Genomic DNA, 23,919 nt, shown 5'->3' on the forward strand with positions numbered 1-23,919 from the left:
TCCAGCCCAGATTCCCAACCTGTTACCCTGGCCGCACAGCAAACGCCCCACCTACCTTGCGGTAAGCGGGGCGTTTTCGTATTTCGGTGTGTATGGCCTGGTAATCGTCCGGCTCACGCTCTTCCTAAGGAAAAAGCCGGGGTAAGCTTACCGCCGCTTGCGCGGCTTGGTGTCCTCTTCCTCGTCGTCGTCCTCTCCGAAGCTGGGCATGGTGAACATTGACGACAGCAGGTCCTTGAACTGGGAGCCGGCCGTGACGCGGTTGCGGGAAATCAGGCTGTATTCGGCCAGGCCGTGTAGCAGGAATTCCATCAGAAACCAGGTCTGCTCCTTGCTCTCATTGGGATGCAGCTCGGTTACGATGTCGCGCAGGCCGGGCACCTGATCCAGGGCTTTGTGGTAGTCCTTGTCCGAGGCATCGGAGAGCAGATCCACCGTATTGCCGCTGCCGAACCATTCCTGCACCGTCTTGTAGGGCGAAGGGCGGTTTTTAAGCTTCTTGGCCTTGTCGGGGTCGGGGAAATACTTCAGAAACAGCGTGCGGATGGCCTTGCCCATCAGCTTCTCAGCGACGTGGCCGGCTCCCTCCTGCTCGCCCTCGTACACCAGCTCCACCTTGCCGGTGATGGCCGGCACGGCGGCAATAAAGTCGCCCACGCGCACGTAGGTCTGCTTTTCGCCGTTGATCAGGGCCCGCCGCTCGGCCGCGCTGATCAGGCTCTCGTAGGCGGCAATGGTAAGGCGGGCCGACACGCCGCTCTTGGCATCCACATACTCCGAAGCCCGGGCCTCCACGGCCACCTGCTCCACCAGGTCGTGCACGATTTCGTTGCTGGTCACCAAGCCGTGCTGCGCTTCCTTGATGCGGGCTTCCTGCTTGGTGATGCGCTTGCCGATTTCGATGCTCTTGGGGTAGTGCGTGATGATCTGGGAGTCGATGCGGTCCTTGAGCGGGGTCACGATGGAGCCGCGGTTGGTGTAGTCCTCGGGGTTGGCCGTGAATACGAACTGCAGATCCAGCGGCAGGCGCACCTTGAAGCCCCGGATCTGAATATCGCCTTCCTGCAGAATGTTGAACAGTGATACCTGGATGCGGGCCTGCAGGTCGGGCAGCTCGTTGATGACAAAAATGCCGCGGTGGGCCCGCGGAATCAGGCCGAAGTGAATCACCCGCTCGTCGGAGTAGGGCAGCTTCAGGGTGGCCGCCTTGATCGGGTCGGCGTCGCCGATGAGGTCGGCTACGGTAACGTCGGGCGTGGCCAGCTTTTCGGTGTACCGCTCGTCGCGGGCCATCCACGCAACGGGCGTGTCGTCGCCTTTCTCCGCAATCAGGTTCTTGGCGAATACCGACAGCGGCTGCAGGGGATCGTCGTTGAGCTCTGATCCTTCCACCACCGGAATAAACGCGTCGAGCAAACCTACCAGCAGGCGGGCAATGCGGGTTTTGGCCTGGCCGCGGAGGCCCAGCAGGTTGATGTGGTGCCCGGCCAGGATAGCGCGCTGCAGGTCGGGAATAACGGTTTCCTCGTAGCCATAGATGCCCGGGAATACTTCTTCTTTGCTGCGCAGCTTGCGGATCAGGTTTTCGCGCAGCTCTTCTTTCACAGTGCGGGGCTGGTAGCCGCTGGCGCGCAGCTGGCCCAGCGTGCGGATAGATTCGTGATTCATGGATCGGGAGAGGTAAGGCCGAAAGCGGCGGTCTTCGTTAACAGGCAACGGGGCCCGGAGGTTCAGGCGGCCCAGCCCGGCTTAAGTACGAGTACGACTACCCATCACATGATCATGTGGTTTGGACGACCATTGGTTTTGAATAATATTGCGCTTATCCAACAATAATTTTAACTTTTCAAATCCATGAAAAAGATCATACGTGTTCTGCTTGGCTTTGTCGCTCTGGTGTTCGTGGCCGTGGCCGGCTTTGCCATCTTCGTTTCGGCCCGGGGCATCCCGCACTACGATGTGCCCAAGCTGGACGCTAAAGTAGCGGTTACCCCCGAGCGGGTAGCTCACGGGCAGGCTATTGTCATGGCCTCGTGCGCTGACTGCCACACCAACCCGCAGACCCGTAAATTCAGCGGTCAGCTGATTCCCGACCTGCCCGCCGAGTTCGGCAAAATTCACTCCGCCAACATCACCAACGACAAAAAGCACGGCCTGGGCAACTGGACCGACGGGCAGATTATTACCGTCCTGCGCACCGGCATCGGCCCCGACGGCCGGTTCCGGGTGGTGATGCCGAGCTTCGTGCACATGTCGGACGAGGACATTAACAGCGTGGTGGCGTTTCTGCGCTCCGACAACGCCCTGGTCCAGGCCGACGCCTCGCCCAGCGCCGCCCAGGAGCCCTCCTTCCTGACCAAGGCCCTTACCAACACCGTGATGAAGCCCACGCCCCTGCCCTCCCAGGTTGTGGAAGCCCCTGCTCCGACCGATGCCCAGGCGTTTGGCCGCTACCTCGTCGTGGGCCGCTACAAGTGCTACGACTGCCACTCCAAGGACTTCAAAACCAACAACCCGATGGAGCCGGAGAAATCGGAAGGCTACCTGGCCGGGGGCAACACGCTGCTCAACCGGCAGCAGCAGGAAGTGAAGTCCCGCAACCTCACGATGGACGGCGAAACGGGTATCGGCGACTGGAGCGAAGGGCAGTTTGTGCAGGCCGTGCGCTTTGGCATGTCGCCCCACGGCGCCCTGAGCTACCCCATGCCCAAGTACTCCCTGATGAGCGAAGAGGAAGCCAAGGCCATTTTCGCCTACCTGCGCACGGTGCCCATCATCAAAAACGCCACCCCAGAGGACGGAGCTACGGCCAAGCTGTAGCAGACCTCTGTCTCAGTCCTTGTGCCGTGCGTTGCTAAATGAAATCACCAGAGCAAGCTTTGCGGCTACATATTGCCCTGCGGGGCGAACCAGGGCGTACAACACCAGGGCTATACCTCCCACCAGGATTCCGATCAGGGCCGGAAGTACGGGTCCGAAAACGTAGCTCATGCTGAGCACGAAGCCGAGCAGGCATTCAGGTCGATAAACCGGATAAACAAGTGCCGCCACGAACAGCAGCAGCATTGCGTTGCCGGCAAGGTCATTCTCACCCAGCGTAAATAAAACGGAGATTAATCCGCCAAAAAGGACTGCTCCAATAAACCCATACAACGGGCGCAGGAGGCTACTGTGTCCTTCTTCCCGAAAGGTATTTTCTCGGATTCGATATAGGAGAAACCAGGTTAGCAAAGGCAGAATCAAAGCACCCCACCAGTTCGAAAGGGCCGGTAGCTTCTCATCGGCCAGCAGATGGTGGCTGGATACCCCGCCATGAAAATGAGCCCAGACCAATCCACTCCAGATACTCAAAGCCACCAGGGCAGTGAAAATAATACTGGCCGTGAAAAAGCTTTTTCGGTTCATAGAGTTTGGGATTAAACACCGAGCTCAATATTAACACTAATCAATATAGCACCTTAGTTTCTACGTCTTTCTCAATGCTTGGCGTACCCGTTTGGCACACCTATCGCCAACGTCCGCAGTGGTGCTGCCCGGTCTGATTAGCGCGAACAACCCAAACAGTATAAACGCAACCGCGGAAGCCCGATGGACTTCCGCGGTTGCTTTCGCTGAAACCAAACGCTTAAAGCGACTTGCGGCGGTTTTTCTTGTAGTCCTCGAAAATCAGGTGACCCAGGCCTTTGAGGCTGCTGTAGTAGGCCTTGCCCTGGTTGACCTCGGTGAACTCTTCCACGAACTGCTTCAGGTAGGGGTCCTGGGCAATCATGAAAGTGGTAATGGGCACCTTCAGGCGGCGGGCGGCGGCGGCCAGGTTCAGCGTCTTGTTGACTACTTTGCGGTCGAGGCCGAACGAGTTCTTGTAGTAGCCGCCGGCTTCCTTGAGGCAGGTAGGCTTGCCGTCGGTAATCATAAAGATCTGCTTGTTGGGCGTTTTGCGCTTGCGCAGCAGGTCGAGGGCCAGCTCCAAGCCGGCTACCGTGTTGGTGTGGTAGGGCCCCACTTCCAGGTACGGCAAGTCCTTGACCTGAATCTGCCAGGCGTCGTTGCCGAACACCAGCACGTCGAGGAAGTCCTTGGGGTATTTCTGCTTCACCAGCTCTGCCAGGGCCATGGCTACTTTCTTGGCAGGCGTGATGCGGTCCTCGCCATAGAGAATCATCGAGTGCGAGATGTCAATCATCAGCACTGTAGCCGTCTGGGACTTGTGCTCGGTTTCGCGCACTTCCAGGTCGCCCTCAGCCAGCATGAAGTCGTCGCCGAGGCCGTGGTTGAGCTGGGCGTTACGGATGCTTTCGGTCATGGAAATCTGCTCCAGCGTGTCGCCGAAACGAAATTCGCGCATGTCGGTGCTCATCTCGTCGCCCTGCCCGGTGTGGGGCGTGCGGTGGTTGCCGGACGAGCTTTTCTTGAGCTTGCCGAAGATTTCCTCCAGGGCGCTCTTGCGGATGTTCTGCTCGCTTTTGGCCGTAATCTGAAACGAGCCCTGCTTCTGGGGGTCGTCGTCGATGTAGCCCTTCTTTTTCAGATCCTCGATAAAGTTGCCGATGCCGTACTGGTCATCAGTCAGGCCGTACTGCTTGTCGAGCTCCGACAGCCAGGACAGCGCCTCACCCACGTCGCCGGAGGTGATGGTGACGAGCTGCATAAAAAGCTTGAAGAGAGTTTCGAAGCCCTTTTCGGGCGACTCCTCAGGCACAAAATCACGGAAGCGGAATCCAGCAGACATAGAATAGGAAGTAAGTCCGGAAAACAACCGGCCCGGCGGCAATGTTCAGTTGGAAGAAATTTAGCGCTTAGAACTCAGAAGTGAGAACCTAGACTACGCCACCTCCTTACCTCTACTCCCACCATGAAAGCCATCTGGAACAACACGGTACTGGCGGAAAGCGACGACACGGTCGTCGTCGAGAACAACCACTACTTCCCCGCCGAAGCCCTTAAGCGCGAGTATTTCGAGGATAGCATTGCCCAGACGACCTGCCCCTGGAAAGGCCGAGCCAGCTACTACTCGGTGCGCGTAAACGGGGAGCTGAACAAAGATGCCGCCTGGTTTTACCCCGACCCGAAAGACGCCGCGAGGCAGATCAAAGGGCGGGTCGCCTTTTGGAAAGGCGTACGCGTCGAGAAATAGCCCAACGCCTCGGTTGATAAAAAAGGCCCGGTGGACGCTTCCACCGGGCCTTTTCGCTATGTATCAGGGGAGCCGACTAGTCAATCCACTTGAACTTGTACTCCAGCTTGGGCACCGGCATGCGGTCGGCCACGCGGCGCAGGCGGTTGGGCAGGGCCATCACGTAGTCGCGGGCTTTCTCGGCTTGATCGGTCAGGCCGGTGATGCTGGCAATCTTCCAGTCGGTGAGCAGACCGTCGAGGATGTCGGTGTAGTCGGAGCTGGTGTAAACGCCCAGGCGCTGAGCTGCGTCGGTGAAGTGCCCGAAGGTCTTGCCGATGTCGACGCCCATCTCGCGCATGTAGTGGGCCGGCATCACGATCTTCTTGCGCATCATGTCCTCAAAGGCCAGCATCATCTCGGACTGGTCAACTTCGAAGATTTTCTCGACAAACGACTTGTACACGCGGGCGTGACGGGCTTCGTCGCCGGCAATCATGCCGCAGATCTTGGAAAGCTGGTCGTCGCCGGCTTTGCGGGCCAGTTGGCCCACGCGGCGGTGGGAGATGTTGGTGGCGGTTTCCTGGTAGCTGGTGTACACAAAGGCACGGTACGGGTCCTGGCCGGTACCCAGGTCAAAGCCGTCGGCAATGAGAAACTGGGTGCTGGTTTCAAATTCGCGCATGTTCACCCGGCCACAGAGGTAGAGGTAGCGGTTGAGCAGGTCGCCGTGGCGGTTTTCCTCGGAGGTCCAGCCCCGCATCCAGCGTGCCCAGCCGTTGTTGGGGTCGCGGTTGATATCATCCATGGCAATCAGCCAGGCTTCGTAGTTGGGCAGGGCTTCCTCGGTGATGGTGTCGCCGATGAGCACGGCCAGCAGGTCGTAGCTCAGGCCCTGGGCCCGCTCCTGGAGCTGGCGCACTTCATTCAGAAACGATTCATTGCGCGCGTCGGGCAAGTAATCGGCGGGCTGCCAGCTGTCCTCGACCTTCTTCAGGAAAGAATCGAGATTCTCCGTCAAAAAAGATTCGAGGTGTTGTAGCACCTCCCGGCGAGAGGTCATAGTTGCTGCAATCATGGCGGGCGTGAGAAGAAAAAATTTGAGAATGTGACCCAAAGGTAGGGATTCACTTATCTATGATACGCTAAACACGACAGCAACGCCGTGAATAAAATTTTGGCTTTTTTAAAAGTCAGCGTTTTCTCCTCCCCTTTTACAATGCGGTTTATGGCCCGTTTTTACCCCTATTATCGGCATGCATACTATATCGGGTCCGGGTTTGAAAGTAGTGTTTTAGCAGGATGCGGGTTTCCGGCACCAGCACCCATACGACGCCGGGGCGGCTGCGCAACCGGATGAGGGCGCGGGCGTAGTCGCGGGTTCCGGTGAGTTGCTGGCGCAATGCGGCCTGGGAAGGGTCGAGCGTAGTCCAGCCGGTGAGCAGCAGCACCGGCCGGGTGGTGGAATACCTGCGGAAAGGCGACAAGCCCTTGCCATCCAGGCTTTCAGCGTCCGTGACCAGAATATTTCCTTTGCTGGCCTGAAACAGTTGGTGGAGCCGCACCTCCCGCCCGCGCTGCTCCCGGCTCAAGACCTGAACGCGGTGCCCGGACTTAAGGCCATAAACCAGCAGCACGACGGCAGCCAGACCGGCCAGCACCGGCATCCGGCGCCAGGGAGCCTGGGCCAGGGGAAGCACAAAGGCCAGGTTGCCCACCGTCCAGAGCCCAAACAAGGGCAAGCCCAGGCGGGGCGGCAGCTTCAGCACGATGCCCAGCCCCAGCACCAGGCCCATAAACCAAAGCTGCCCCAGCCAGAACCAGCCGCTACCGACCGGACGGCGCCGCACGACTATTCCGGTCAGCAGCAGATTCAGCAGCAGCAACGGGAAATAGTCGCGGCCAACCAAACTAAGCAGCGTTGTAAGCTTGGCTGGGAACGTCTCGCGCAGCAGGTACGACGTGCTGATGCCACCGGCCCGGGCAAACAGGGCTTCGTTTACGATGGTCGAATCGGCCAGCAGCCAGTGCTGCACGGCGGCAATGCCGAGGCTGTCGGGCCCGGTTCGGGGGCGGGGCTGGTAGAGCTGGTAGTCGTTGAGGCCGGACTTGAGCACGTCGAGGCGGCGGTAGGCTTGTTCCGCCGGCGTGGCCGTTGCGCTCAGCCAGAGTGCCCCCACCAGGGCCAGGGCCGCCGCCCCGAGCAACGGGCGGGCCGCCCTTCGTCCGGCCAGCCACCAGCAGCCGGGCACCACAACCAGCAATCCCAGGACCGCCGCACTGGGCCGGATCAGCCAGCCCAGGCCAAAGGCCAGCAGGCCGAGCAGCAGCGCGGGCAGCCGCCCGGCGCGCTGCGCCGCGAACAGCAACCCGGCCCCGGCCAGCAGCACCGGCACCCGGCTGTAATTAAACCACAGGACGTGCTCCAGCCAGGCCACCACCCAGAAACTGGTCAGCAAAACCACGACCTGGCCCGGCGTCAGGTGCCGGATCAGCAGCCTGTCAAGGACGGCAAAGGTCAGGACGCTGGCCCCGTAAAGCAGCGCGTAGAGCAGCAGTCCATACCAGGGCAGCAGCGGCCAGGAAGCGTACAGGGCGGCCAACAGACCGGCATACCCATGAAAGTAGAGGTGCAGGTCGGTGACCGGGCCGGGGGCTGTGCTGCCCCGCAGCAGGAGCGTAAGGGCGAAGTCGTCGTTGGTTTCGTAGTAGCAGCCCAGCCCCCCTCCGGCCGCCAGCATCAGCAGGCCGGGCAGCACCACAACGCGAAAAAACCAGGCCGGCGACATAAGACAAAGGTGGGGAATTTCCTCACTTTTACGCTGTGAATCGACTTTCCGTGCGCCTGCCCGACGTAGCCCTGCTGGTAGTAGGGCTGGTAACCGTGGCTTACTTTTTCCTGACCCACGAGGGGCTGTACGCCATCGACGACTACTTCTACTCCCGCTACGCCCACCAGCTGGCAACGGGCTCGTTCCACACGGTACCCGACCCGCAGGGGCTGCTACACGACCCGCTCAAGGAGCGGTGGCTGATCTTCGGGCCGGTGGCGCTGCTCTACAGGCTGTTTGGCGTCAACATCATCACCACCACGCTCTGGCCGCTGCTCTGCACGCTGGGCTGTGCGGTACTGCTGTGGGCGCTGTACCAGCGCCGGGAGCCGGTGGTGGCAGCCGGGGCCATGGTGCTGCTGGGGCTACACTACTTCACGCTCAACCTCAGTAATTACCTCTACCCCGACAACATCCTGATGTTCTGGTGCCTGGCCGCAGCCGCGGCGCTGCTAACGGGCCGCAAACGGGGTTTCAGCGGGCAACTGGCCTGGGGGGCGGGCTTTGCCGGGCTAAACTTCCTGGCGTTGCTTAGCAAGGAAACCATTGTGTACTACCTCCCCTTTTACCTGGGCCTGCTGGCGCTGGACGTGGTACGGCAGCGCAACGGCAGGTTCTGGCTGAGCGCCCTGCTGTCGGGCGCGGTGCTGCTCGGGGCGTACCTGGCCTTTTACCAGCTGGCTACCGACGACGCGCTCTACCGCATTCACCTGATTGAGAATACCAACGAGTTTCTGAAAGAAGGCAACTTCCTGGAGGGCAACCGCGCCGGCCTGCTGGCCCGCGTCACCTGGCAGCCGCTGAGCTTCCTGCTCGGCATCGGCCTGGGCATCGCGCTGATTCTGGCCCTGGCCTCCCTGTTTCGGTTCCAGAAAGAGCCGGCGTCCGATGCCGGTTTCTGGGTTGGGCTGGCATTCAGCACCCTCGCCTTTTATTGGTTCGGCAGCACGTCGGTAACCCAATACAACCCCATCACCCTGATTCCGCGGATGACGACGCCCCTGCTGCCGCCTCTGTGCCTGGCCGCCGGCTTTGGGCTGAAGCACTATGTGCAGACAGGAAGAGGAGGCGGGTGGCTGGCCCTGGCACTGCTGGCGGCTGCGGGCTGGGTGCGCAGTTCGGTGTCGGTGATTTACGGGCTACTGGCCGTGCTGGTGATGGTGCAGACGGTGCTGGCCGGCGTGTCCACGGCGCAGGGCCGCCCGAGCAGAAACCAGCCGGGGACACGGCGCTTCGCGGTCCTGGCGCTGCTCGGCCTCACGCTCGGCCTGCTGATCCGGCCGGTTTACTTTATGACCAAGCCGGGCGTGTCGTCCCACTTCGATCAGGACCGGCTAATTCGTCAGCATCTGCCGCGCACGGCCCGCGGGGTCGTGTTTGTGGATGACTACCTGATCAGCAACTACGACTTCTACTACGGCTACCACGTGCCCCCCGGCCTGCAGTTCCGGCGTTACTGGGCCCGCGACTCGGTCCAGCTCAACCCGGGCGAGCAGGCCTGGCTATTGCTCAACCACAGCACCCTCACCAACGACGAGCTTACCCGGCGGCTGATCCGCTACTCCGCCGATTCCGTGCTGCAGTGGTTTCCGCGCCGGCAGGTGGCGGCCCGGGCCGGCAAGGTTACCTTGTACAAGGTGAGGCTCTAAGCTGAAAACGCGGCGGTTAAGGCTTACGCCAAAGACTATAGCTGAAAGCTTTTCACTAAACTAAAAGGTCTAGCTACGCGCCAGGGCCGGTTCTGGCCTGATTTACTTCCTCACCAGCCGTATCAGCCTGCCGGCCTGCACCAAAGCCCGGTCCAGCGGAGTAATGCGGGTGGTTTGCCGCAGCAGGTCATAGAGTTCATCGAGGCCCTGGTAGCCGCCCCAGCGCACAATCTGCTTCATCTCCCAGCGCAGCCGCACGGCCAGGGCCGCCAATTCTTCCGGCGTGCGGCACAAGGCCAAGGCTTTGCGGCACACCCGGATGTTGGAGTCGAGGTAGGGGTCGTTGGGTCGGTAGGCGCGGCGCGACATCGACCGGGGATGGATGCGGCGCCGGGTGGTGACTTCGTCGAGAAAATGAAACTGATAGTCGCGGGCGGCCCGGACCCAGAAGTCAAAGTCCTCGTAGCTGAGCGTTTCGTCGTAGCCACCCAGATGCTGTAGCGCGGCCCGGCTCATCATCATGGTGGGCGTGCTGATAAAGTAGCGGCTGAGCACGTCGGCAAATACGTAGCCCGAGGCCGGGCGCGGGTGGGGCCGGCCCTGCCGGTCGCGGCGGTAGTGGAACCGCACGTGCCGGCCCTGCTCGTCAATCAGCTCGGCATCCGAATACACCATGCCGCACGCTGGTCCGAGGCGCTGAAAGGCCGCTACCTGCCGCTCTACCCGGTCCGGCAGCAGCACGTCGTCGGTGGCGAAGTCAATCAGAAACTCTCCCTTCGACCGGAAAAAAGCCTGGTTGAAGGCCCGGCAGTTGCGCAGGTTTTCGGGCAGGAAAATGGTTTGCCAGCCGGGGTTTCGGGTGGCATACTGCTCCAGTACCGCCCGGCTGCCGTCGGTGCTGGCATCATCAACCAAGATAACCTCCAGATTCGGGTAGGTCTGGGCCAGGATGGAGTCCAGGGCTTCCGTCACAAACGGGCCGTGGTTGTAGCATAAGGCTACAATGGTCACCAGCGGCCGGGGGCCGGAATCGGCTCCGGCTATCCATGCGTCGGATTCGGCTGCTTTCCTCATGCCTCAGCGAAGATAGCGGCGAAAATAAAGTCCGCAGCCCAGCAGCAGGAGCCCGAACCGCACCGCGTGGGCCACCGGCACCCCGATTAGCCCGAGCCGGGGCAGCAGTACGATCAGCAGACCCGCATAGAGCACGGCCGAGCCGGCCTGCACCGCCACGTACCGGCCCACCTGGGCCCGGGCCGTAAGCAGAAACAGCAGCGTCCAGGTCAGAAACTTGGCCCAGTCGCCGATAAACTGGGGTGCCAGCAAAGACTGGGCTTCGGCAAAGTGCTGGTCGAATAATACGGTCAGCAGTACGTGCCGGAGCAGAAACAGCATCCCGAAGCCCACGGCCAGCGTGGGCGCCAGCAGCAGTAACACGCTGCGCACGTAGGCCCGCAGCGGCCCGGCCTGCCCCGCCAAAGCCGACAGCCGGGGAAAGTACACGCTGCCCATCACGGCCGAAAACACCATGGTATAGTTGTCCGACAGCTTCGCCACGGCCTGCCACAGGTCGGTCTGGGCAAGTCCGAACCGGGCCATCAGCACGTCGCGCTGCACAAAATCGACGCCTTTGCTGAAGACGAGCAAACTCAGGGCCATCAGCAGGTAGCGCCCCAGGCCGCGTAATGCCGCCGGGCTGATCCGGCCGGGCAGGCAGGGCAGCAGCCCGTGCCGGGAGGTCAGCGCCCAAGCCGGCAGCAGCATGGTGCCCTGGGCCAGCAGGTAGGCCAGCAGGGCCTGCTCCACCGGCCAGCCGGCTGTCAGCACGCCCCCCACCACAGCCACCCCGATGATGCTCAGCCCCACGGTAAGCCCGATGTAGGCCCGCAGCTTGCCCGCCGCCAGCAGCACCGATACCAGAAACGTGTAGGCCGTAAGCAGCGCAATACCGAAGGCAAAAAGCGCGACCCAACTCTCCGAAGGCCGGAACACGCCTACCAGAGGCCCCGGCACCAGAACCAGGGCCAGTGCCCCGGCCAGCACCGCTCCGGCCGTCAGGACCACGCCTGCCCCCAGCCAGCCCCGGTAGCGCCGGGCCTGCGGACTCAGCGGAGCCAGGTACTTGACCACGCCCACGTTCACGCCATCGTTGGGCAGGGTCGTGAACAGCGCCATCAGGTTCTGAAAGTGTGCCAGCAGCGTCAGCCCGCCGGGGCCACCGTAAACGGCCAGCAGCTTGTTGAGCAGCAACGCCCCGGCCGTCCGCGCCCCTACCGCCAGCCCCGAGCCCAGGGAGCCGCGCAGAAAACGCCCCAGCCCGGCCCGGGGGCTGGTGTCGGCAGCGACGGATGTGGGCTCAGTCATGCTGGGGGCTTGGGTGGAATGCTCGTGAAAGCGGATCAACTAAAGGAAGGAAATCGGAGCCAGGGCTAAAAGCTAACGGCTGGTAGCCATCAGCTAAAAAACCGCTACAGCTGCTTGGCGAACGTGAGCTTGAGGCTGAGCACCCCGCCCAGGTGGCGCTTAAACTGCAGCAGGGAGTGGTTGAGCCCGGTTGGCAGCGTCGAGGTGCCCAGGTCCAGCAGCTGCATGCCGTTGGCCCGCCCAAAGGTGTGCAGGCCTTCGTTGAGCATCACCACCGGGCTAAAGCCGTTGAAAGCCAGCGGACTGGCCGGGTAGAAGTTGTAGAGCACCTGGCTGCTGACCTGAATGGCCACGGTCAGGGCGGCCCACTGACCGGCGGCATCGCGCACCGAGAACAGAAAGTGCTGGCGGGGAAAAGCCACGAACAGCTCCTGCAGCCGCTCCAGGGGCAAGGACAGCTGCTGCCCTTTCTCTTCCCGGCACCGGGCCAGGAAGTCGTAGGCCAGGGGCAACAGCAGCGGGGGCTCCTGCTCGAATACAAAGCCGTGGCGGCGGCACTTCTGCAGGCGGCGCCGCTCTGATGGGTGCAGGCGGCTTTCAAACGAGCTGTTCAACGCCAGGTGGTTGTTGAGCTCGGCCAGCTCCACCGCGTAGCCCAGGCGCCGGAGTACGTGGGTAAGGCGGGCACTGCCGGCGGGGTCGTAGGCAAACGGGTAGCTGCGCAGGCGCAGGCGCGAAAGCCCGTGGGCACGCAGCGTGGCGTGTACCGTTTCCAGAAAGCTTTCCAGCACCGCGGCCGGCACGTCGGCCAGCTGTACGGCGCCGAAGGGAGCCTGCCAAGGACTGTGGCCCGTCCCGGTGCCGGGCTCGGCCACGACCTGCAGCTGGGCCACGGTGAGGCCCGCAGTCTGGTCTTCGAGGTAAAAGGTATGGCGGATGCCCGGATGACGCTGCAGGGCCAGATGAGCGGGCTTCAGGTATAGAAACGGCTCGTACGCCGGGGGCAGCGCGGGGGCCGGCCCGGGGCCTTCGCCCTGATGCTGGCGTACCGCATACCGGTCGTCGGCTCCGGGCAGGGGCAGCAGGGAAGACGAAGCGGTAATCAGACTCAAAGCACAGGCAGGTATCGGGGCACGGATGGCGAAAGTACGAGTAAAAACGGCGTGCCGACGATTTGGCCTCTGCCTGGCCTGCCTCAGCCACTTCCGTCCGGTTTGCGTACCAGCGCCCATTAGGCCCGGCACCGTAACTTGCCAGCCGACCCGCCCGACCTTCTGCTGCTGCTTATATGGACGCAACCCCGCCTGTTGACCGCGACGACCTCGAGAAAGAATCTGATGATGATGGATTGCAGCCACCGCCGGCCGTTTCCGACCATGCCGCTACCCGCCAGGCCCACGAGCAGGAAGTAGGGCAGCGGCCCGGCACGCTGGTGGTGCACCCCAATGCCCTCAAGCCCCGGCTGTTTCTGATTTCCTACAACGAGCACCGCGTCGAGGACCGGGAGTTTGCCAGCTACGACGAACTGATGGCTTCGTTCCGGGCCCACCCCGAGCTCAAGCACTGGATTGACATCCGCGGCTACAACGACCTGCCCATGATGCAGCGGCTGATTGAGGACTTCCACCTTCATCCGCTGCAGATGGAAGACGTATTGGGCGACTACCAGCGGGCGAAAGTCGAAGTCTTCGACGACAACCGCCTGTTCCTGGTGTCGCGCATGACGGACTTCACTTCGTCCCTGGAAATCGAGGACGATCAGCTTTCCCTGTTTACGGGCGACAACTACGTGCTCTCGTTTCAGGACGACTACGAGGACTGCCTCGACACGGTGCGGCTGCGGATCCACTCCGGTTTCAGCACCCTGCGCCGCCGCTCCCCGCTTTACCTGGCCTACGCCCTCACTGACGTTATCCTCGACCACTACTACCCCACGATGGCCGCCATCGGCGACTATATCGAGAAGCTGGAGGAGCGCATCTTCTCGGGCCGAAGCGACCGGCGCCTGCTCAACCGCATCCTGCACGTCAAAAAGGACATTGTACGGTTTCGGCGCCTGGTGTACCCCGAGCGCGACAAGATTTCGGAACTGCTGCGGCTTCCGGAAGAAATCCTGCCCGACGACATCAAGGTGTTCTACCGCGACTGCTACGACCACGCCATTCAGGCCCTGGACCTGGCCGAAAGCTACCGTGAATCGGTGGCCAGCCTGGTGGATCTGTATTTGTCGGACCAGAGCAACCGCATGAACGAGGTGATGAAGGTGCTGACCATTATCAGCAGCATCTTTATCCCGCTCAGCTTTGTGGTGGGGCTTTACGGCATGAACTTCCAGCGCGAAACCCCTGACGGGCGCGTCAACCCCTTGAACATGCCCGAGCTGTACCAGCCCTGGGGCTACCCCGCCCTGCTGGTTTTGCTTTTGCTGATCGTCTCCGGCCAGCTGATCTATTTCTACCGCAAAGGCTGGCTGACGAATCGGTAGAATTTGGGATCTTGGTTGTTGGTGTTCGGAGGAATAGGCTTTCAAGGAAGCATACCCAATACCTAATTCAGCTTCAGCGCTGCCCGGCGCAGCTCGTTGCCCACGGTGCGGTAAAGCTGGTAGGTGTTGGTGAGGGCGTCGTAGTCGAGGCCGATTTCGCTGCCGCTGCTGTCGAACGGCTGCCCGCCCAGCAGGCGCCCCTGGGCGTCGTAGACGTAGGCTTTGCGCGGACCGGGCTCGGTAAGCACAAATACCCGGCGCCCGGCTCCAAAATCAAAGTACTGGGCCGGCTTCAGGGCCGAGGTCACAAAGCGGTGGGCGAGGATCTGCCGGCCGCCGGGCTCGAACAGCGTCGCTTTTCCGCCTTCCTGCCGCAAAACCACGTAGCCTTTTCCCGCCTGATCGGGCAGGAGCTGAAACACGGCCTCCCGGCTCCAGGTGGCCACCCGCTGCCGCGTCACGATGTCGCCGCTGAGCGTGAACGTTGTGCGCATGCCCTGCTGGGTTACCACCGTGAGCCGGGTGCGGCGCAGCGTGGGCCCGGTTTCCACCCACGCCCCGGTCTGAAGCCGGGCGCCCATGCTGATGGGGAAGCCGGGGTAGACGCTGCCCTGCTGGTCGTAGGCGTACACGTAGCCGTTTTCCAGCAGCACCACCATGACGTCGCGGCCATCCACCACCAGGTACTGCGGGGGCGCCGCCAGGCCGAAATCCAGCTGTTTGGGCTGCCAGCCGGGAAAGGCGTTGCCATTGGTATCGTAGAGAAACAGGGTGCTGCCCCCGCCGCCCACCAGCAGGCGCGGAGCCGAGCGCCCATCCACCGGCGAAACTGTCAGGGACGTGGCCCGGACGGTATCGGGCAGGTTCAGCGGGAAGTTGGGCGCCGACTTGCCCCGGGCGTCGAGCAGGTGCAGGCGGCTTGGCGTAGCCAGTAGATAGCCGACCCCGCCCGGCAGCCGCTGGGGAGTGCCCACGACTGCCTCTTCCAGTGAGTCAGACCAGGCTACCACGTTGTCGGGCGTCACGTAGTGCAGCACATGAGCCCCGTCCTGAACCAGCACGCCGGGTACCTTCACGCCCGCTACGCCAACCAGGGTCGGTGAGGAAGCCAGTACGTTTTTAAAGGACAGCAGGGCTCCCGTACCCACCTGCGTTTGCGGCCGGGCCACGGCGGGGCCTACGGTGGGATGGCGCAGCAGCACCTGAGTGAAGTACTGGGCGGTGGCTTCGCCTTCGTGGGCGGCGGGTACCATCTGCAGGGCAAACTGCGGAAACCGGTTAAACAGCGTCTCGTTGCGCAGCAGCCCCGCCCGCCGCTCTTCCACCAGGGCGCGGAGCAGCACGTTCCACAGGTTGCGGGTATCGATCAGCAAACTCAGGCGGGCCAGGGGCTGGTTTTCCTGGAGCAACGCCACCTGAGCCGGGGAGCGGGCCCACACCTGCCCGGCGGCCACGTCGGTAAGCCACTGGCGCAGGGAAGCCGCGTCCGGACCAAAAGCTACGTAGTTGCCCACCTGCACCACGGCCGGCGAGCCAAAGTCCCGGAATAAGTCGCCCAGCACCTGCCGGGGCAGGTCGGGCACCCCGGTCTGGTAGATCTGGTAGCCACCCACCTGCTCGTAGGCCGGACTGGCGCCCACCGCCCGCCGCAGCTGGCCCAGCACCCGGCTCAGCCGGGCAGGATTGGCACAGTACGCAATTGCCAGCCGGACCGGAACCTGCCGGGCCGAGGGAGTTGCCAGGTAGCACAGCGCCGCTTCACTTGACAGCCCGGCTGCCAGGCTGTCGACCAGCGGCGCGGCCGTGACCGGCACACTGTCACGGGCGGCCGTACGGCGCGGGCGCAGCACGGCCACTTTGTCGAGCCCCAGGTGCAGCAGCAGCGCCGTGCGCAGCGTTAGCACCTCCGCCATCCGCAGGCGCTGGGCGGGCTGCCCGCGCAGGCGCTGGTGCAGGGCGTCGCGGCCGGTTTCGGGATTGGCAAAGCCATTCAGCACGACCTTGTTGCCGGCCAGCTTCATTTCCAGCAGGCCGTTGCGGGCCAGGCCCGCGGCGGTTTCCAGCCCCGGCCGCACCTCAGGCCGGAAAAACAAGCCCAGAAACGACGGCAGGCGGCGGTAATTGACCAGCAAGGTAGCATCAACGTCCTTGAGCTTCAGAAAGTCGACATCCTGAAAATCAGCCGCGACCGAAGGCAGGCCCGGTTGCTCGAGGCGCAGCACCACGGCCTCCACCAGGCTGGCGTTGGCGCTCATCAGCAGGTGGTTGCGGTAGTTGAGCAGGGTGATGCCCTTGTCGGTACCCGCAAGGCGGATGTCGGTCAGCAGCTCATCGTGAAACTCCCGGGTGCTGACCTGGTAGTGGGAATCGCGCCGCAGGGCCTCCAGCACCATGCGCAGCTGCCGGTACTGCCGCACGCTGCCGATGGGGACCTGAAACAGCAGATCGAAGGTGGCCGGCCCTGATACGTGCACCGACGTCAGCACCGTTTTGGTGCCCAGGAAGCGCAAAACCACGCCCTTGCCTCCGGTCAGGCTGTCGACCATGGCCACGTTGTCGGCCATTTCCTGGAAATAGCGCACGGCCGTCAGGTTGTCCCAGAGCTGGGTTTCCTTGAGGTGGCGGACCAGCGTAGGATGGTCGTGCGTAGCAGCCACGAACACGGCGTCGGCCGGCACCAGCGCCCAGGGATCCACCGGGGTGTGGGCCACCGTGCGGCGGTAGTAGATGTAGGAGCCGAGGGCCGAAACCAGCAGCAGGCCTACCAAGAACACCAGAAGCTTCTGCGACATTAAGGAACGGCCAGAGGACAAGGGCGGCAAAGGTAGGAATTCGGCGCGGCAGCCCGGATCAGGGCACCACTTAGGGCACCACCGTCACCCGCACCGTGTTGCTGCTCAGCACCACCCGGGGCACCCGGCTCAGCAGCGGCACTATGGCATCGTACTCCTTGCGGCGGCTGACCATAATGGTGCCGGCCAGGTCGTCGTACCAGTCCACGTTGGAGAGCCAGTCGGGCAGGTCGTCGGCTAGGGTGGAGTACTGAAAGCTGATGTCGTACACCCCGGCGGGCAGTACCGGGAACGTCAGCGGCAGGCTGGCGGGGAAGCTGGCGGCTTTGGCCAGCGGATCGAACGACTCGCCCGGAGCCAGGCGAATAAAGTCGCCCGGGCCGATGCGGGTGATGCTGCCGGTCTTGGGCGGGGCCTTGCGGATTTCCTCGCTGGAGCCGGCCACCTTACTCACGTAGAACGTGGCGTGCGGGTAGCGCTGGCTCAGGTCGGCTCCTTCGGGGGCGTTGACCAGGGTAATGGCCGAGTCGGCCATGTTCTGAATTTTGATGCGCAAAATGACCGGCTCGTTGGCGCGGTACTGGTTGGTGATGGGCCGGATGGTGCAGCTAAGCTTACGGGCCGACAGTTTGGGCCGCTTCATTTTCTGGGCCAGAACCAGCCCGGGCAGCAGAAGCAAGAAGATGAGCAGTAGATTTCGTTGCATAAAGGTCAAATGGGAATCGGAGCGGACCCGCAATATAACGATTCGCAGGGTCTTTTGGCATCCCCGCTGGCTGTCCGCCCGGATTGCGTTGCAGTAATTAGGGCATTATCTGTATCTTGGGAATGTCAAACGGTGTCTTTCTTCTCTCATTCAACCGATGCTTCGCCCCCGCTACCTGCTTCCGGCCCTGCTGCTGCCCGCCGGGCTGAGCGGCTGCTTCCAGCTCCGGGAGCCCGAGCTGCCCGATGCGGCCAGTGACTGGCTGCCGCCGACCCAGATCGACATTTTGCTGACCAACTTCACAACTTCGGTGCAGCGCCTGAACCCGTCGAACTACGAGCGGTGCTTTAGCGGCCCCTCCTACCGCTTTGTGCCCGACCCCACGGCCGCCGGTACCACGGCCGCGCTGTTTGCCAACTGGAGCGTCAGCGAGGAGCGCGACTACTTCAACAGCCTGCGCCGGCGCAGTGCTCCTACCCCGGGCAACCAGCTGACCTTTTCCAACCGCCGCGACCAGTTTTTCACTGCCGACTCGGCCGAGGTATCGGCCCTTTACCAGCTTCGGGTGGTGCAGAGCGACACGGCGTTTCGGGCCCCGCTGCTCGAGGGCAGCATCTGCCTGCTCGTCCGGCGGCGCAACAACGAATGGAAGATTGCCGGCTGGCGCGACCAGCGCACCACCACGGACCGCCTGAGCTGGACCGACCTCAAGAAATACTTCATCACCCACTAGGCCCGCCCCTTCCCAGGCTTTGAATTTCCGGTAGGTGCTGGCAAAACAGGCATTTACCTGCTAGCTTTACCCGCAACCCTTTTTCTTTCCCGTGCCGCTGTCCTCGTCTGCTCTGCGCCTTACCTGCTTCGGCCTTTCGGCGGCCGGGCTGCTTGCGCTGCACACGGCCTGCAACCCGTTTGCGCCCGGCCTCGACGACATGCCCACCGACCCGAATCAGCTTTTGGGCAACCCGGCCACGGTGAAAGGCTTTTTCGAGCGGTTCCGGGCTTCCTATCAGCTGCGTGACTCCGCCCTCTACGGGCAGCTGCTGGCGCCCCGGTTTCAGTTCACGTACCGCGACTTCGTCAGCAACACCGACAAAACCTGGAACCGCGACGTGGACATGCTCACCACCCACAAGCTGTTTCGGGCGGCCCGCAGCACCAACCTTCAGTGGACGCAGTATCTGCCGACCTCCGACACGCTGTATTCCGATACGCTGGTGTACGTGGAGCGGGCCTTTAACCTGACCATCGAGCAGCGCGACGACCAGAGCTTTTCGGGAGCCGGCACGGCCCGCGTGGCGTTGGTGCGCCGTACGCGCATGGACCCGTGGCGAATGCGCAGCTGGTATGACCGGAGCGAATTCTAAGCTTACCCTTCCCATTACCGCCGCCTGCCAAGCCTGCTTCCACAAGCGGGCTTTTCTTTTCTATCTTCCCGCCGCTATTTCACCCTTTTTCCGTTCGCATGTCCCAGGAAACGCAGGAGCATCAAGGTCATTTTAAACGCGCAATCACCCTTTTCGACGCCATCATGCTGGTTACCGGCAGCATGATCGGGTCGGGCATCTTCATCGTGTCAGCCAACATTGCCCGGCAGGTCGGCTCCGCCGGCTGGCTGCTGGTAGTGTGGCTGCTGACGGGCGTTATCACCATGGCCGGGGCCATCAGCTACGGCGAGCTGGCCTCCATGTTTCCCAAGGTTGGCGGGCAGTACGTGTACCTGCGCGAAGCCTTCGGGCGCCTCACCGCCTTTCTCTATGGCTGGACGCTGTTCCTCGTTATCCAGACCGGCGTAATTGCCGCCGTCGCGGTGGCCTTTGCCAAGTTTACCGGCGTGCTCATCCCCTGGTTTAGCGTGAAGCACGTGCTGCTGACGGTGGCCGGCTTTGAGTTCAGCAGCGTGCAGCTGCTGGCCATTGCCCTTATCGTCGGCATTACCGCCATCAACGCCCGGGGCGTGAAGACGGGCAAGCTGATTCAGAACGTGCTGGGCAGCACCAAGCTTATTGCCCTGGCGCTGCTCATTCTCTTCGGTGTGGCCCTGGGGCTCAACCACGAAGCCATTCAGGCCAACTTTGCCGACCTCTGGACCGCCACGCGCCACGCCGCTCCCGGGGTAACGGCTCCCGCCGTGCCCATCAGCGGCACGACCCTGCTCATCGCCATTGGCATGGCCATGTCAGGCTCCCTGTTTTCGTCTGACTCCTGGAACAACATTGGCTTCGCCGGTGAGGAAATTCAGAACCCCGAGCGGACGCTGGTGCGCAGTATGGCCATCGGTACGGCCATTGTCACAGTCCTTTACATTCTGATCAACGTGGTGTACCTGCTGGTCCTGCCCCTGAACGGCTCCCCCGATGCCGCCACGGTGGCGGGCCGCGGCATTATGTACGCCACCGATGACCGGGTTGCCACCGCGGTGGCCGAGTCAGTACTCGGGCCGGCAGGGGCCTACGTGCTGGCCGTGCTTATCATGCTCAGCACCTTCGGGGCCAACAACGGCATTATTCTCTCCGGGGCCCGGGCTTACTACGCCATGGCCAAGGATGGTCTTTTCTTTCCCAGCCTGGGTCGGCTCAATGGCGCCGGCGTACCGGGCCGCGCCCTGTGGGCTCAGTGTTTGTGGGCCTGCCTGCTCTGCCTGAGCGGAAAGTACGGGCAGCTGCTCGACTACGTGATGTTCTCGGTTATCCTGTTCTACGTGGTCACCATCATCGGCATCTTCGTGCTGCGCCGCACCCGGCCGGAGGCTCCCCGCCCATACCGGGCCTGGGGCTACCCCGTAGTGCCCGGTCTGTACGTGGTGCTGGCCTCGATCTTCTGCATCATCCTGCTCATCGCACCCGACACCGCCGAGTTCTCCTGGCGCGGCCTGGGCCTGATGCTACTCGGGGTGCCGGTATTCTTTTTGTTCAGCAAACAGTTTGGCCGCGGCGTCGAGAGCAGCAAATAAGCTTCCGCTAACGCACGAAAAAGGGCTGCAAGCAACTTGCAGCCCTTTTTTATTGAATGTAGCGAACCGAACTAGCGGCGGCGGCGGGGCTTGTAGTCGTCCCGGGGCTGCAGATTTACCACGCTCGGCGAGGCGCCGCGCACCCGAACTTCCTTGTCGTAGTAGCCGCCGTAGCCGTAGCTGAGCGTGTTTTCACCGGCGGGTACTTCCAGGGAGTAGTTGCCGTTGGCATCGGTGCTGGTTCCTTTGCGGCTGCCTTTCAGCAGCACGGTAGCCCCCGTCAGTGGCCGGCCTTCGTCGTCGAGGATGCGGCCCGTGAGCGTTACGGTAGCGGGTGCGGCGGGCTCCGGAGCGGCGGCAACGGGTTCGGGAGCCGGCGCAGCAGCCACTTCCTCAACCGGTCGGGGAGCGGAAGCGGCCGGAGCCGAGCTGGCAGCAGCGGCCGGACGCGCAGCGGAGGCCGGCAGCGCAGCCACCTTCAGCGTCTTTGCTTTATCATTAGCCTGCTTGTCGGCTACCTCATCTTCCTCGGTGGTAGCCGGGGCCTTCTCCTCCTCTATCCGGGTGCCGGTGACAGTCGCGTCGCCCAGCACCATAGAGGGCATCACCCGCTCCATCACCGAGTTGGTCGTTTTGGCCGGAATCAGGGCGTAGCCGATACCTCCGAGCAGCAGAACGGCCCCGACAATAATGCCCAGCCGGGTATTACCGGAAGAAAGGGCTTCTTCTTCGTCCTGCAGTTGGTGGTCGTTGTTATCGGTTTCGGGCGGCGACTGGATCGAGCTCATGGCGTAGAGTTTTTTCGTTAGAGAGTGGGTTGGTTGATGCAATACCTTAGGCGTTGAACTGACGGCAAAGCGGCTTGCCAGCCAATTAAAGATACCAAGGGTTGCTAAAGATATAATTTTTTAATGATATCCTAATAACCTGCCTTTTTTTCTGCCGGGTTGGTATGCCCCCACTCCATCTGCGTTACTACATCAGCTTCTATCATGACTCCCCTGCCAAAGCTTACTCCGCGGCCCGGGGCCACGCGGGCAGCAGCATGGGCACCCGGCGCTGGTAGCGGGCGTAGGCCAGGCCAAAGCGCCGCAGCAGCTTGCGCTCTTCCAGCCTTGTACCGATCAGCAGGTACAGCAGCGTGCAGCCCACGAATGCCAGCCGCGTAGAGGTAGGTCCGGTCAGCAGAAAGCCCAGCAGGCCCACCAGCAGCCCCAGGTACAGCGGGTGGCGCACCCAGCGGTTCATTCCCGAAACCGACAGCGGAGTCAGGGCGGCAGCGGGGCCCCGGCGCACGTAGGCCCAGCCCGCAAACTCGGCCAGATCGTAGCCCCGCAGCGCCGCAACGGCCAGCCCCAGCCCGACTACCATCAGCCCGGAGCCCACCGCCGTCAGTACCGGGCCGGGCACCAGCAGCTCGTGCTCCGGAAGCCCAAGCTGGTACCGGAAAATCAGCAGAAACAGCCAGACCGAAAGCTGATTGTAGGCCAGGCGGTAAAACCGGCCGGCGGCGGGCCAGAAGCCAATCACCGCGTCCTTGACGGTTTGGGTAGCCAGCACGCTGTGCAGGGTGTAGTACAGAATCCAGCAGACAATCAGCAGCACCATAGTGAAAAGACAAACGTGGCTGCCGGGGCAGACGGATTCGGCGGGCACAAAAAAAGCCCCGCACCTGCCGGCACGGAGCTTTTTTCTTAATTCTACTTACTTCGACAGGCTGTCGTCCTGGGGCGGGGCGGCCGGGCCGCTCTGCTCCTTTTCGCCAAACTCCTGCTCCCGCGAGCGAACTTTATAGTCGAGCTCGTAGCTGCCTTCGGTTTCGAAGCCCGGCCCCTGGGCCTGCTCCCCGGCGCTGTAGTGCTGGTTGCCGCCCTGGGGCGTGGTTTCGTCGCCGCCGATGTGCAGGTTCTCGAGCTGGTCTTTCTGGTCCTTGCGCTGGGTATAGCCGTTGGCGCCGATGTTGCGGTGGGCCGAGGGGTCGTCGCTCTGCTTGCCGTTGCTCTGGGACTTCTTGTACTCCTTTTCCTTTTCGAACTGCTCGTTTTTCGGAATCAGGTTATTGCCGGTGGTATTTTCAGTTTCGTTATCAGTAGCCATGGTGGTCGGGTGATGATGGTGAGACGTTTCTGCTCTTACGGCCCACAACCGGCATAGTTGGGTTTCTCGCCCTAGCGCCGGTCGTTGAGCGTCCAGTCGTACGAATAGTAGTCGACGCGGGAGTCGAGGGGCAGCAACTGGCGGCCCCGGAACTGGTTGAGGTACGCCAGCAGGGGCTTGCCGGTCGCCTGGAAGTCATCGGCATACCACTTAAAGATTTCCGACACCAGCACCTTGCCGCCTTTGGCGTCCACGCGAATAAAGCGGGGATCCTGGACTGCCTGCCGGGCCTGGGCCGCGAGCTGCTGCTCAACGGTGGCGGTGGCATACGCCTCGCGCCGGAGCGGGGGGCAGCTGCGGGCGGCGCACACCAGGGCAAAGTGAATGCGCGGGTCGTCGTAGGGCTTGCGCAGCTTGCTTGTCTCCAGATTATTGAGCGTGAGCTTCTCGCCCGCTACCAGAAACTCCTGCTTGTCGAAAAAGCCCGGCACCTTCATCACCGAGCTTAGCGGGTAGCTGTCGACCACGGCGCCGATAACCACGAGGTTGTAGGCATTTAGGTAAAAGGCCTTGCGGGCCCCGGAGGAGGCGCTTTTGGCATCGAACTGCTGCACCTGCTTCAGAAGCGCCTGCAGGGCGGCCGGATTCTTTTTGATGGCCGCGTAGTTGACGTCCCCGTTGGCGGACACGTACTTTTGCAGAAACGACGTGGTGGCTGAGGTAAAGGCATCCGGTACCGGACCGGCGGACGCGGCCGCCCCGCGGAAAAGCAGTACGGCGAGCAGGGAAAACAGAAAGCGGGAAAATCCGAAAGCAGGCATTGGGAGTAGGTTTGGGTGGCGCCGGCAGGCGAGCAAAGCTGAGGCCATAAACGTAGCAGCCGGCCCGGCGGATTGTGCTGGTTCGGGCTACATTTGATTTTCCGCTGT

Annotated in this window: 21 protein-coding genes; 7 read left to right on the forward strand and 14 right to left on the reverse strand. The window is 62.5% G+C overall.

Translation table 11 applies throughout. From position 1 onward, the window contains the following. Positions 1-147 precede the first annotated feature (147 nt). Positions 148-1,668: a sigma 54-interacting transcriptional regulator gene (locus LJY25_RS01505; RefSeq protein ID WP_227606453.1), complete on the reverse strand. Its 1,521-nt coding sequence runs from the start codon at positions 1,666-1,668 to the stop codon at positions 148-150. A 186-nt stretch (positions 1,669-1,854) separates the two neighbouring features. Between LJY25_RS01505 and LJY25_RS01510 the strand changes: the two genes are divergently transcribed. After that, positions 1,855-2,820: a c-type cytochrome gene (locus LJY25_RS01510; protein ID WP_227606454.1), complete on the forward strand. Its 966-nt coding sequence runs from the start codon at positions 1,855-1,857 to the stop codon at positions 2,818-2,820. Positions 2,821-2,832: 12 nt separating this feature from the next. On the opposite strand, the gene LJY25_RS01515 is transcribed toward LJY25_RS01510, so the two are convergent. Next, on the reverse strand, positions 2,833-3,405 hold the full coding sequence (locus LJY25_RS01515; protein WP_227606455.1) for a hypothetical protein: 573 nt from the start codon (positions 3,403-3,405) through the stop codon (positions 2,833-2,835). 220 nt (positions 3,406-3,625) lie between these two features. Beyond that, positions 3,626-4,729, reverse strand: a complete 1,104-nt coding sequence (locus tag LJY25_RS01520; RefSeq protein ID WP_227606456.1) for a vWA domain-containing protein — start codon at positions 4,727-4,729, stop codon at positions 3,626-3,628. Between the two features lie 123 nt (positions 4,730-4,852). Between LJY25_RS01520 and LJY25_RS01525 the strand changes: the two genes are divergently transcribed. Further along, entirely contained in the window at positions 4,853-5,134 is a 282-nt protein-coding gene (locus LJY25_RS01525) for a DUF427 domain-containing protein (RefSeq protein WP_227606457.1), read from the forward strand. A 76-nt stretch (positions 5,135-5,210) separates the two neighbouring features. Here the strand turns inward: LJY25_RS01525 and LJY25_RS01530 are convergent, their stop codons facing one another. Both LJY25_RS01530 and LJY25_RS01535 read right to left on the reverse strand, forming a co-directional pair. Further along, a complete protein-coding gene (locus LJY25_RS01530; protein WP_394799946.1) occupies positions 5,211-6,176 on the reverse strand; it encodes an acyl-ACP desaturase in 966 nt (321 codons plus the stop codon). A 163-nt stretch (positions 6,177-6,339) separates the two neighbouring features. After that, positions 6,340-7,902 carry a hypothetical protein gene (locus LJY25_RS01535; RefSeq protein WP_227606459.1) on the reverse strand — a complete coding sequence of 521 codons (1,563 nt, stop codon included), beginning with the start codon at positions 7,900-7,902 and terminating at the stop codon, positions 6,340-6,342. Between the two features lie 35 nt (positions 7,903-7,937). Between LJY25_RS01535 and LJY25_RS01540 the strand changes: the two genes are divergently transcribed. Next, the gene (locus LJY25_RS01540) at positions 7,938-9,593 is read left to right on the forward strand and encodes an ArnT family glycosyltransferase (RefSeq protein WP_227606460.1); all 1,656 of its coding nucleotides are present in this window, start codon (positions 7,938-7,940) and stop codon (positions 9,591-9,593) included. Between the two features lie 102 nt (positions 9,594-9,695). On the opposite strand, the gene LJY25_RS01545 is transcribed toward LJY25_RS01540, so the two are convergent. From LJY25_RS01545 to LJY25_RS01555, 3 genes are all read right to left on the reverse strand, one after another. Then, positions 9,696-10,667, reverse strand: a complete 972-nt coding sequence (locus LJY25_RS01545) for a glycosyltransferase (RefSeq protein ID WP_227606461.1) — start codon at positions 10,665-10,667, stop codon at positions 9,696-9,698. A 3-nt stretch (positions 10,668-10,670) separates the two neighbouring features. Further along, positions 10,671-11,957 (reverse strand): MATE family efflux transporter, encoded by a 1,287-nt coding sequence (locus LJY25_RS01550; protein WP_227606462.1) that lies wholly within the window; start codon positions 11,955-11,957, stop codon positions 10,671-10,673. 104 nt (positions 11,958-12,061) lie between these two features. Next, the gene (locus tag LJY25_RS01555; RefSeq protein ID WP_227606463.1) at positions 12,062-13,069 is read right to left on the reverse strand and encodes a GNAT family N-acetyltransferase; all 1,008 of its coding nucleotides are present in this window, start codon (positions 13,067-13,069) and stop codon (positions 12,062-12,064) included. A gap of 176 nt (positions 13,070-13,245) precedes the next feature. On the opposite strand from LJY25_RS01555, the gene corA reads away from it, so the two are divergent. Continuing rightward, complete coding sequence (corA, locus tag LJY25_RS01560; protein ID WP_227606464.1) at positions 13,246-14,442, forward strand: magnesium/cobalt transporter CorA; 1,197 nt, start codon at positions 13,246-13,248, stop codon at positions 14,440-14,442. A 62-nt stretch (positions 14,443-14,504) separates the two neighbouring features. Here the strand turns inward: corA and LJY25_RS01565 are convergent, their stop codons facing one another. Together LJY25_RS01565 and LJY25_RS01570 are read right to left on the reverse strand one after the other, a co-directional pair. Further along, positions 14,505-17,234: a hypothetical protein gene (locus LJY25_RS01565; RefSeq protein WP_227606465.1), complete on the reverse strand. Its 2,730-nt coding sequence runs from the start codon at positions 17,232-17,234 to the stop codon at positions 14,505-14,507. A 70-nt stretch (positions 17,235-17,304) separates the two neighbouring features. Next, entirely contained in the window at positions 17,305-17,940 is a 636-nt protein-coding gene (locus LJY25_RS01570) for a hypothetical protein (RefSeq protein WP_227606466.1), read from the reverse strand. A gap of 157 nt (positions 17,941-18,097) precedes the next feature. Here LJY25_RS01570 and LJY25_RS01575 point away from each other — a divergent pair, with 157 nt between their 5' ends. The 3 genes from LJY25_RS01575 (at position 18,098) to LJY25_RS01585 (ending at position 20,893) form a co-directional block, all read left to right on the forward strand. Then, positions 18,098-18,673, forward strand: a complete 576-nt coding sequence (locus tag LJY25_RS01575) for a hypothetical protein (RefSeq protein ID WP_227606467.1) — start codon at positions 18,098-18,100, stop codon at positions 18,671-18,673. A gap of 91 nt (positions 18,674-18,764) precedes the next feature. After that, positions 18,765-19,307: a hypothetical protein gene (locus tag LJY25_RS01580; protein ID WP_227606468.1), complete on the forward strand. Its 543-nt coding sequence runs from the start codon at positions 18,765-18,767 to the stop codon at positions 19,305-19,307. A 98-nt stretch (positions 19,308-19,405) separates the two neighbouring features. Further along, on the forward strand, positions 19,406-20,893 hold the full coding sequence (locus LJY25_RS01585) for an APC family permease (RefSeq protein ID WP_227606469.1): 1,488 nt from the start codon (positions 19,406-19,408) through the stop codon (positions 20,891-20,893). A 71-nt stretch (positions 20,894-20,964) separates the two neighbouring features. Here the strand turns inward: LJY25_RS01585 and LJY25_RS01590 are convergent, their stop codons facing one another. From LJY25_RS01590 to LJY25_RS01605, 4 genes are all read right to left on the reverse strand, one after another. Continuing rightward, entirely contained in the window at positions 20,965-21,681 is a 717-nt protein-coding gene (locus tag LJY25_RS01590) for a carboxypeptidase-like regulatory domain-containing protein (protein WP_227606470.1), read from the reverse strand. Between the two features lie 223 nt (positions 21,682-21,904). Continuing rightward, a complete protein-coding gene (locus tag LJY25_RS01595; RefSeq protein ID WP_227606471.1) occupies positions 21,905-22,549 on the reverse strand; it encodes a methyltransferase family protein in 645 nt (214 codons plus the stop codon). A 48-nt stretch (positions 22,550-22,597) separates the two neighbouring features. Next, on the reverse strand, positions 22,598-22,990 hold the full coding sequence (locus LJY25_RS01600; protein WP_227606472.1) for a hypothetical protein: 393 nt from the start codon (positions 22,988-22,990) through the stop codon (positions 22,598-22,600). A gap of 71 nt (positions 22,991-23,061) precedes the next feature. Further along, positions 23,062-23,811, reverse strand: coding sequence for a DUF547 domain-containing protein (locus LJY25_RS01605; RefSeq protein WP_227606473.1), 750 nt, complete (start codon positions 23,809-23,811; stop codon positions 23,062-23,064). Positions 23,812-23,919 lie beyond the last annotated feature (108 nt).

This window comes from Hymenobacter translucens, assembly GCF_020685205.1.
GTDB classification, from domain to species: domain Bacteria; phylum Bacteroidota; class Bacteroidia; order Cytophagales; family Hymenobacteraceae; genus Hymenobacter; species Hymenobacter translucens.

Excerpts from the sequence above, each read along its gene's own strand:
- LJY25_RS01505 (WP_227606453.1), bottom strand. The coding sequence starts at position 1,668 with ATGAATCACGAATCTATCCGCACGCTGGGCCAGCTGCGCGCCAGCGGC.
- LJY25_RS01510 (WP_227606454.1), top strand. The coding sequence starts at position 1,855 with ATGAAAAAGATCATACGTGTTCTGCTTGGCTTTGTCGCTCTGGTGTTC.
- LJY25_RS01515 (WP_227606455.1), bottom strand. The coding sequence starts at position 3,405 with ATGAACCGAAAAAGCTTTTTCACGGCCAGTATTATTTTCACTGCCCTG.
- LJY25_RS01520 (WP_227606456.1), bottom strand. The coding sequence starts at position 4,729 with ATGTCTGCTGGATTCCGCTTCCGTGATTTTGTGCCTGAGGAGTCGCCC.
- LJY25_RS01525 (WP_227606457.1), top strand. The coding sequence starts at position 4,853 with ATGAAAGCCATCTGGAACAACACGGTACTGGCGGAAAGCGACGACACG.
- LJY25_RS01530 (WP_394799946.1), bottom strand. The coding sequence starts at position 6,176 with ATGACCTCTCGCCGGGAGGTGCTACAACACCTCGAATCTTTTTTGACG.
- LJY25_RS01535 (WP_227606459.1), bottom strand. The coding sequence starts at position 7,902 with ATGTCGCCGGCCTGGTTTTTTCGCGTTGTGGTGCTGCCCGGCCTGCTG.
- LJY25_RS01545 (WP_227606461.1), bottom strand. The coding sequence starts at position 10,667 with ATGAGGAAAGCAGCCGAATCCGACGCATGGATAGCCGGAGCCGATTCC.
- LJY25_RS01550 (WP_227606462.1), bottom strand. The coding sequence starts at position 11,957 with ATGACTGAGCCCACATCCGTCGCTGCCGACACCAGCCCCCGGGCCGGG.
- corA (WP_227606464.1), top strand. The coding sequence starts at position 13,246 with ATGGACGCAACCCCGCCTGTTGACCGCGACGACCTCGAGAAAGAATCT.
- LJY25_RS01565 (WP_227606465.1), bottom strand. The coding sequence starts at position 17,234 with ATGTCGCAGAAGCTTCTGGTGTTCTTGGTAGGCCTGCTGCTGGTTTCG.
- LJY25_RS01570 (WP_227606466.1), bottom strand. The coding sequence starts at position 17,940 with ATGCAACGAAATCTACTGCTCATCTTCTTGCTTCTGCTGCCCGGGCTG.
- LJY25_RS01575 (WP_227606467.1), top strand. The coding sequence starts at position 18,098 with ATGCTTCGCCCCCGCTACCTGCTTCCGGCCCTGCTGCTGCCCGCCGGG.
- LJY25_RS01585 (WP_227606469.1), top strand. The coding sequence starts at position 19,406 with ATGTCCCAGGAAACGCAGGAGCATCAAGGTCATTTTAAACGCGCAATC.
- LJY25_RS01590 (WP_227606470.1), bottom strand. The coding sequence starts at position 21,681 with ATGAGCTCGATCCAGTCGCCGCCCGAAACCGATAACAACGACCACCAA.
- LJY25_RS01600 (WP_227606472.1), bottom strand. The coding sequence starts at position 22,990 with ATGGCTACTGATAACGAAACTGAAAATACCACCGGCAATAACCTGATT.
- LJY25_RS01605 (WP_227606473.1), bottom strand. The coding sequence starts at position 23,811 with ATGCCTGCTTTCGGATTTTCCCGCTTTCTGTTTTCCCTGCTCGCCGTA.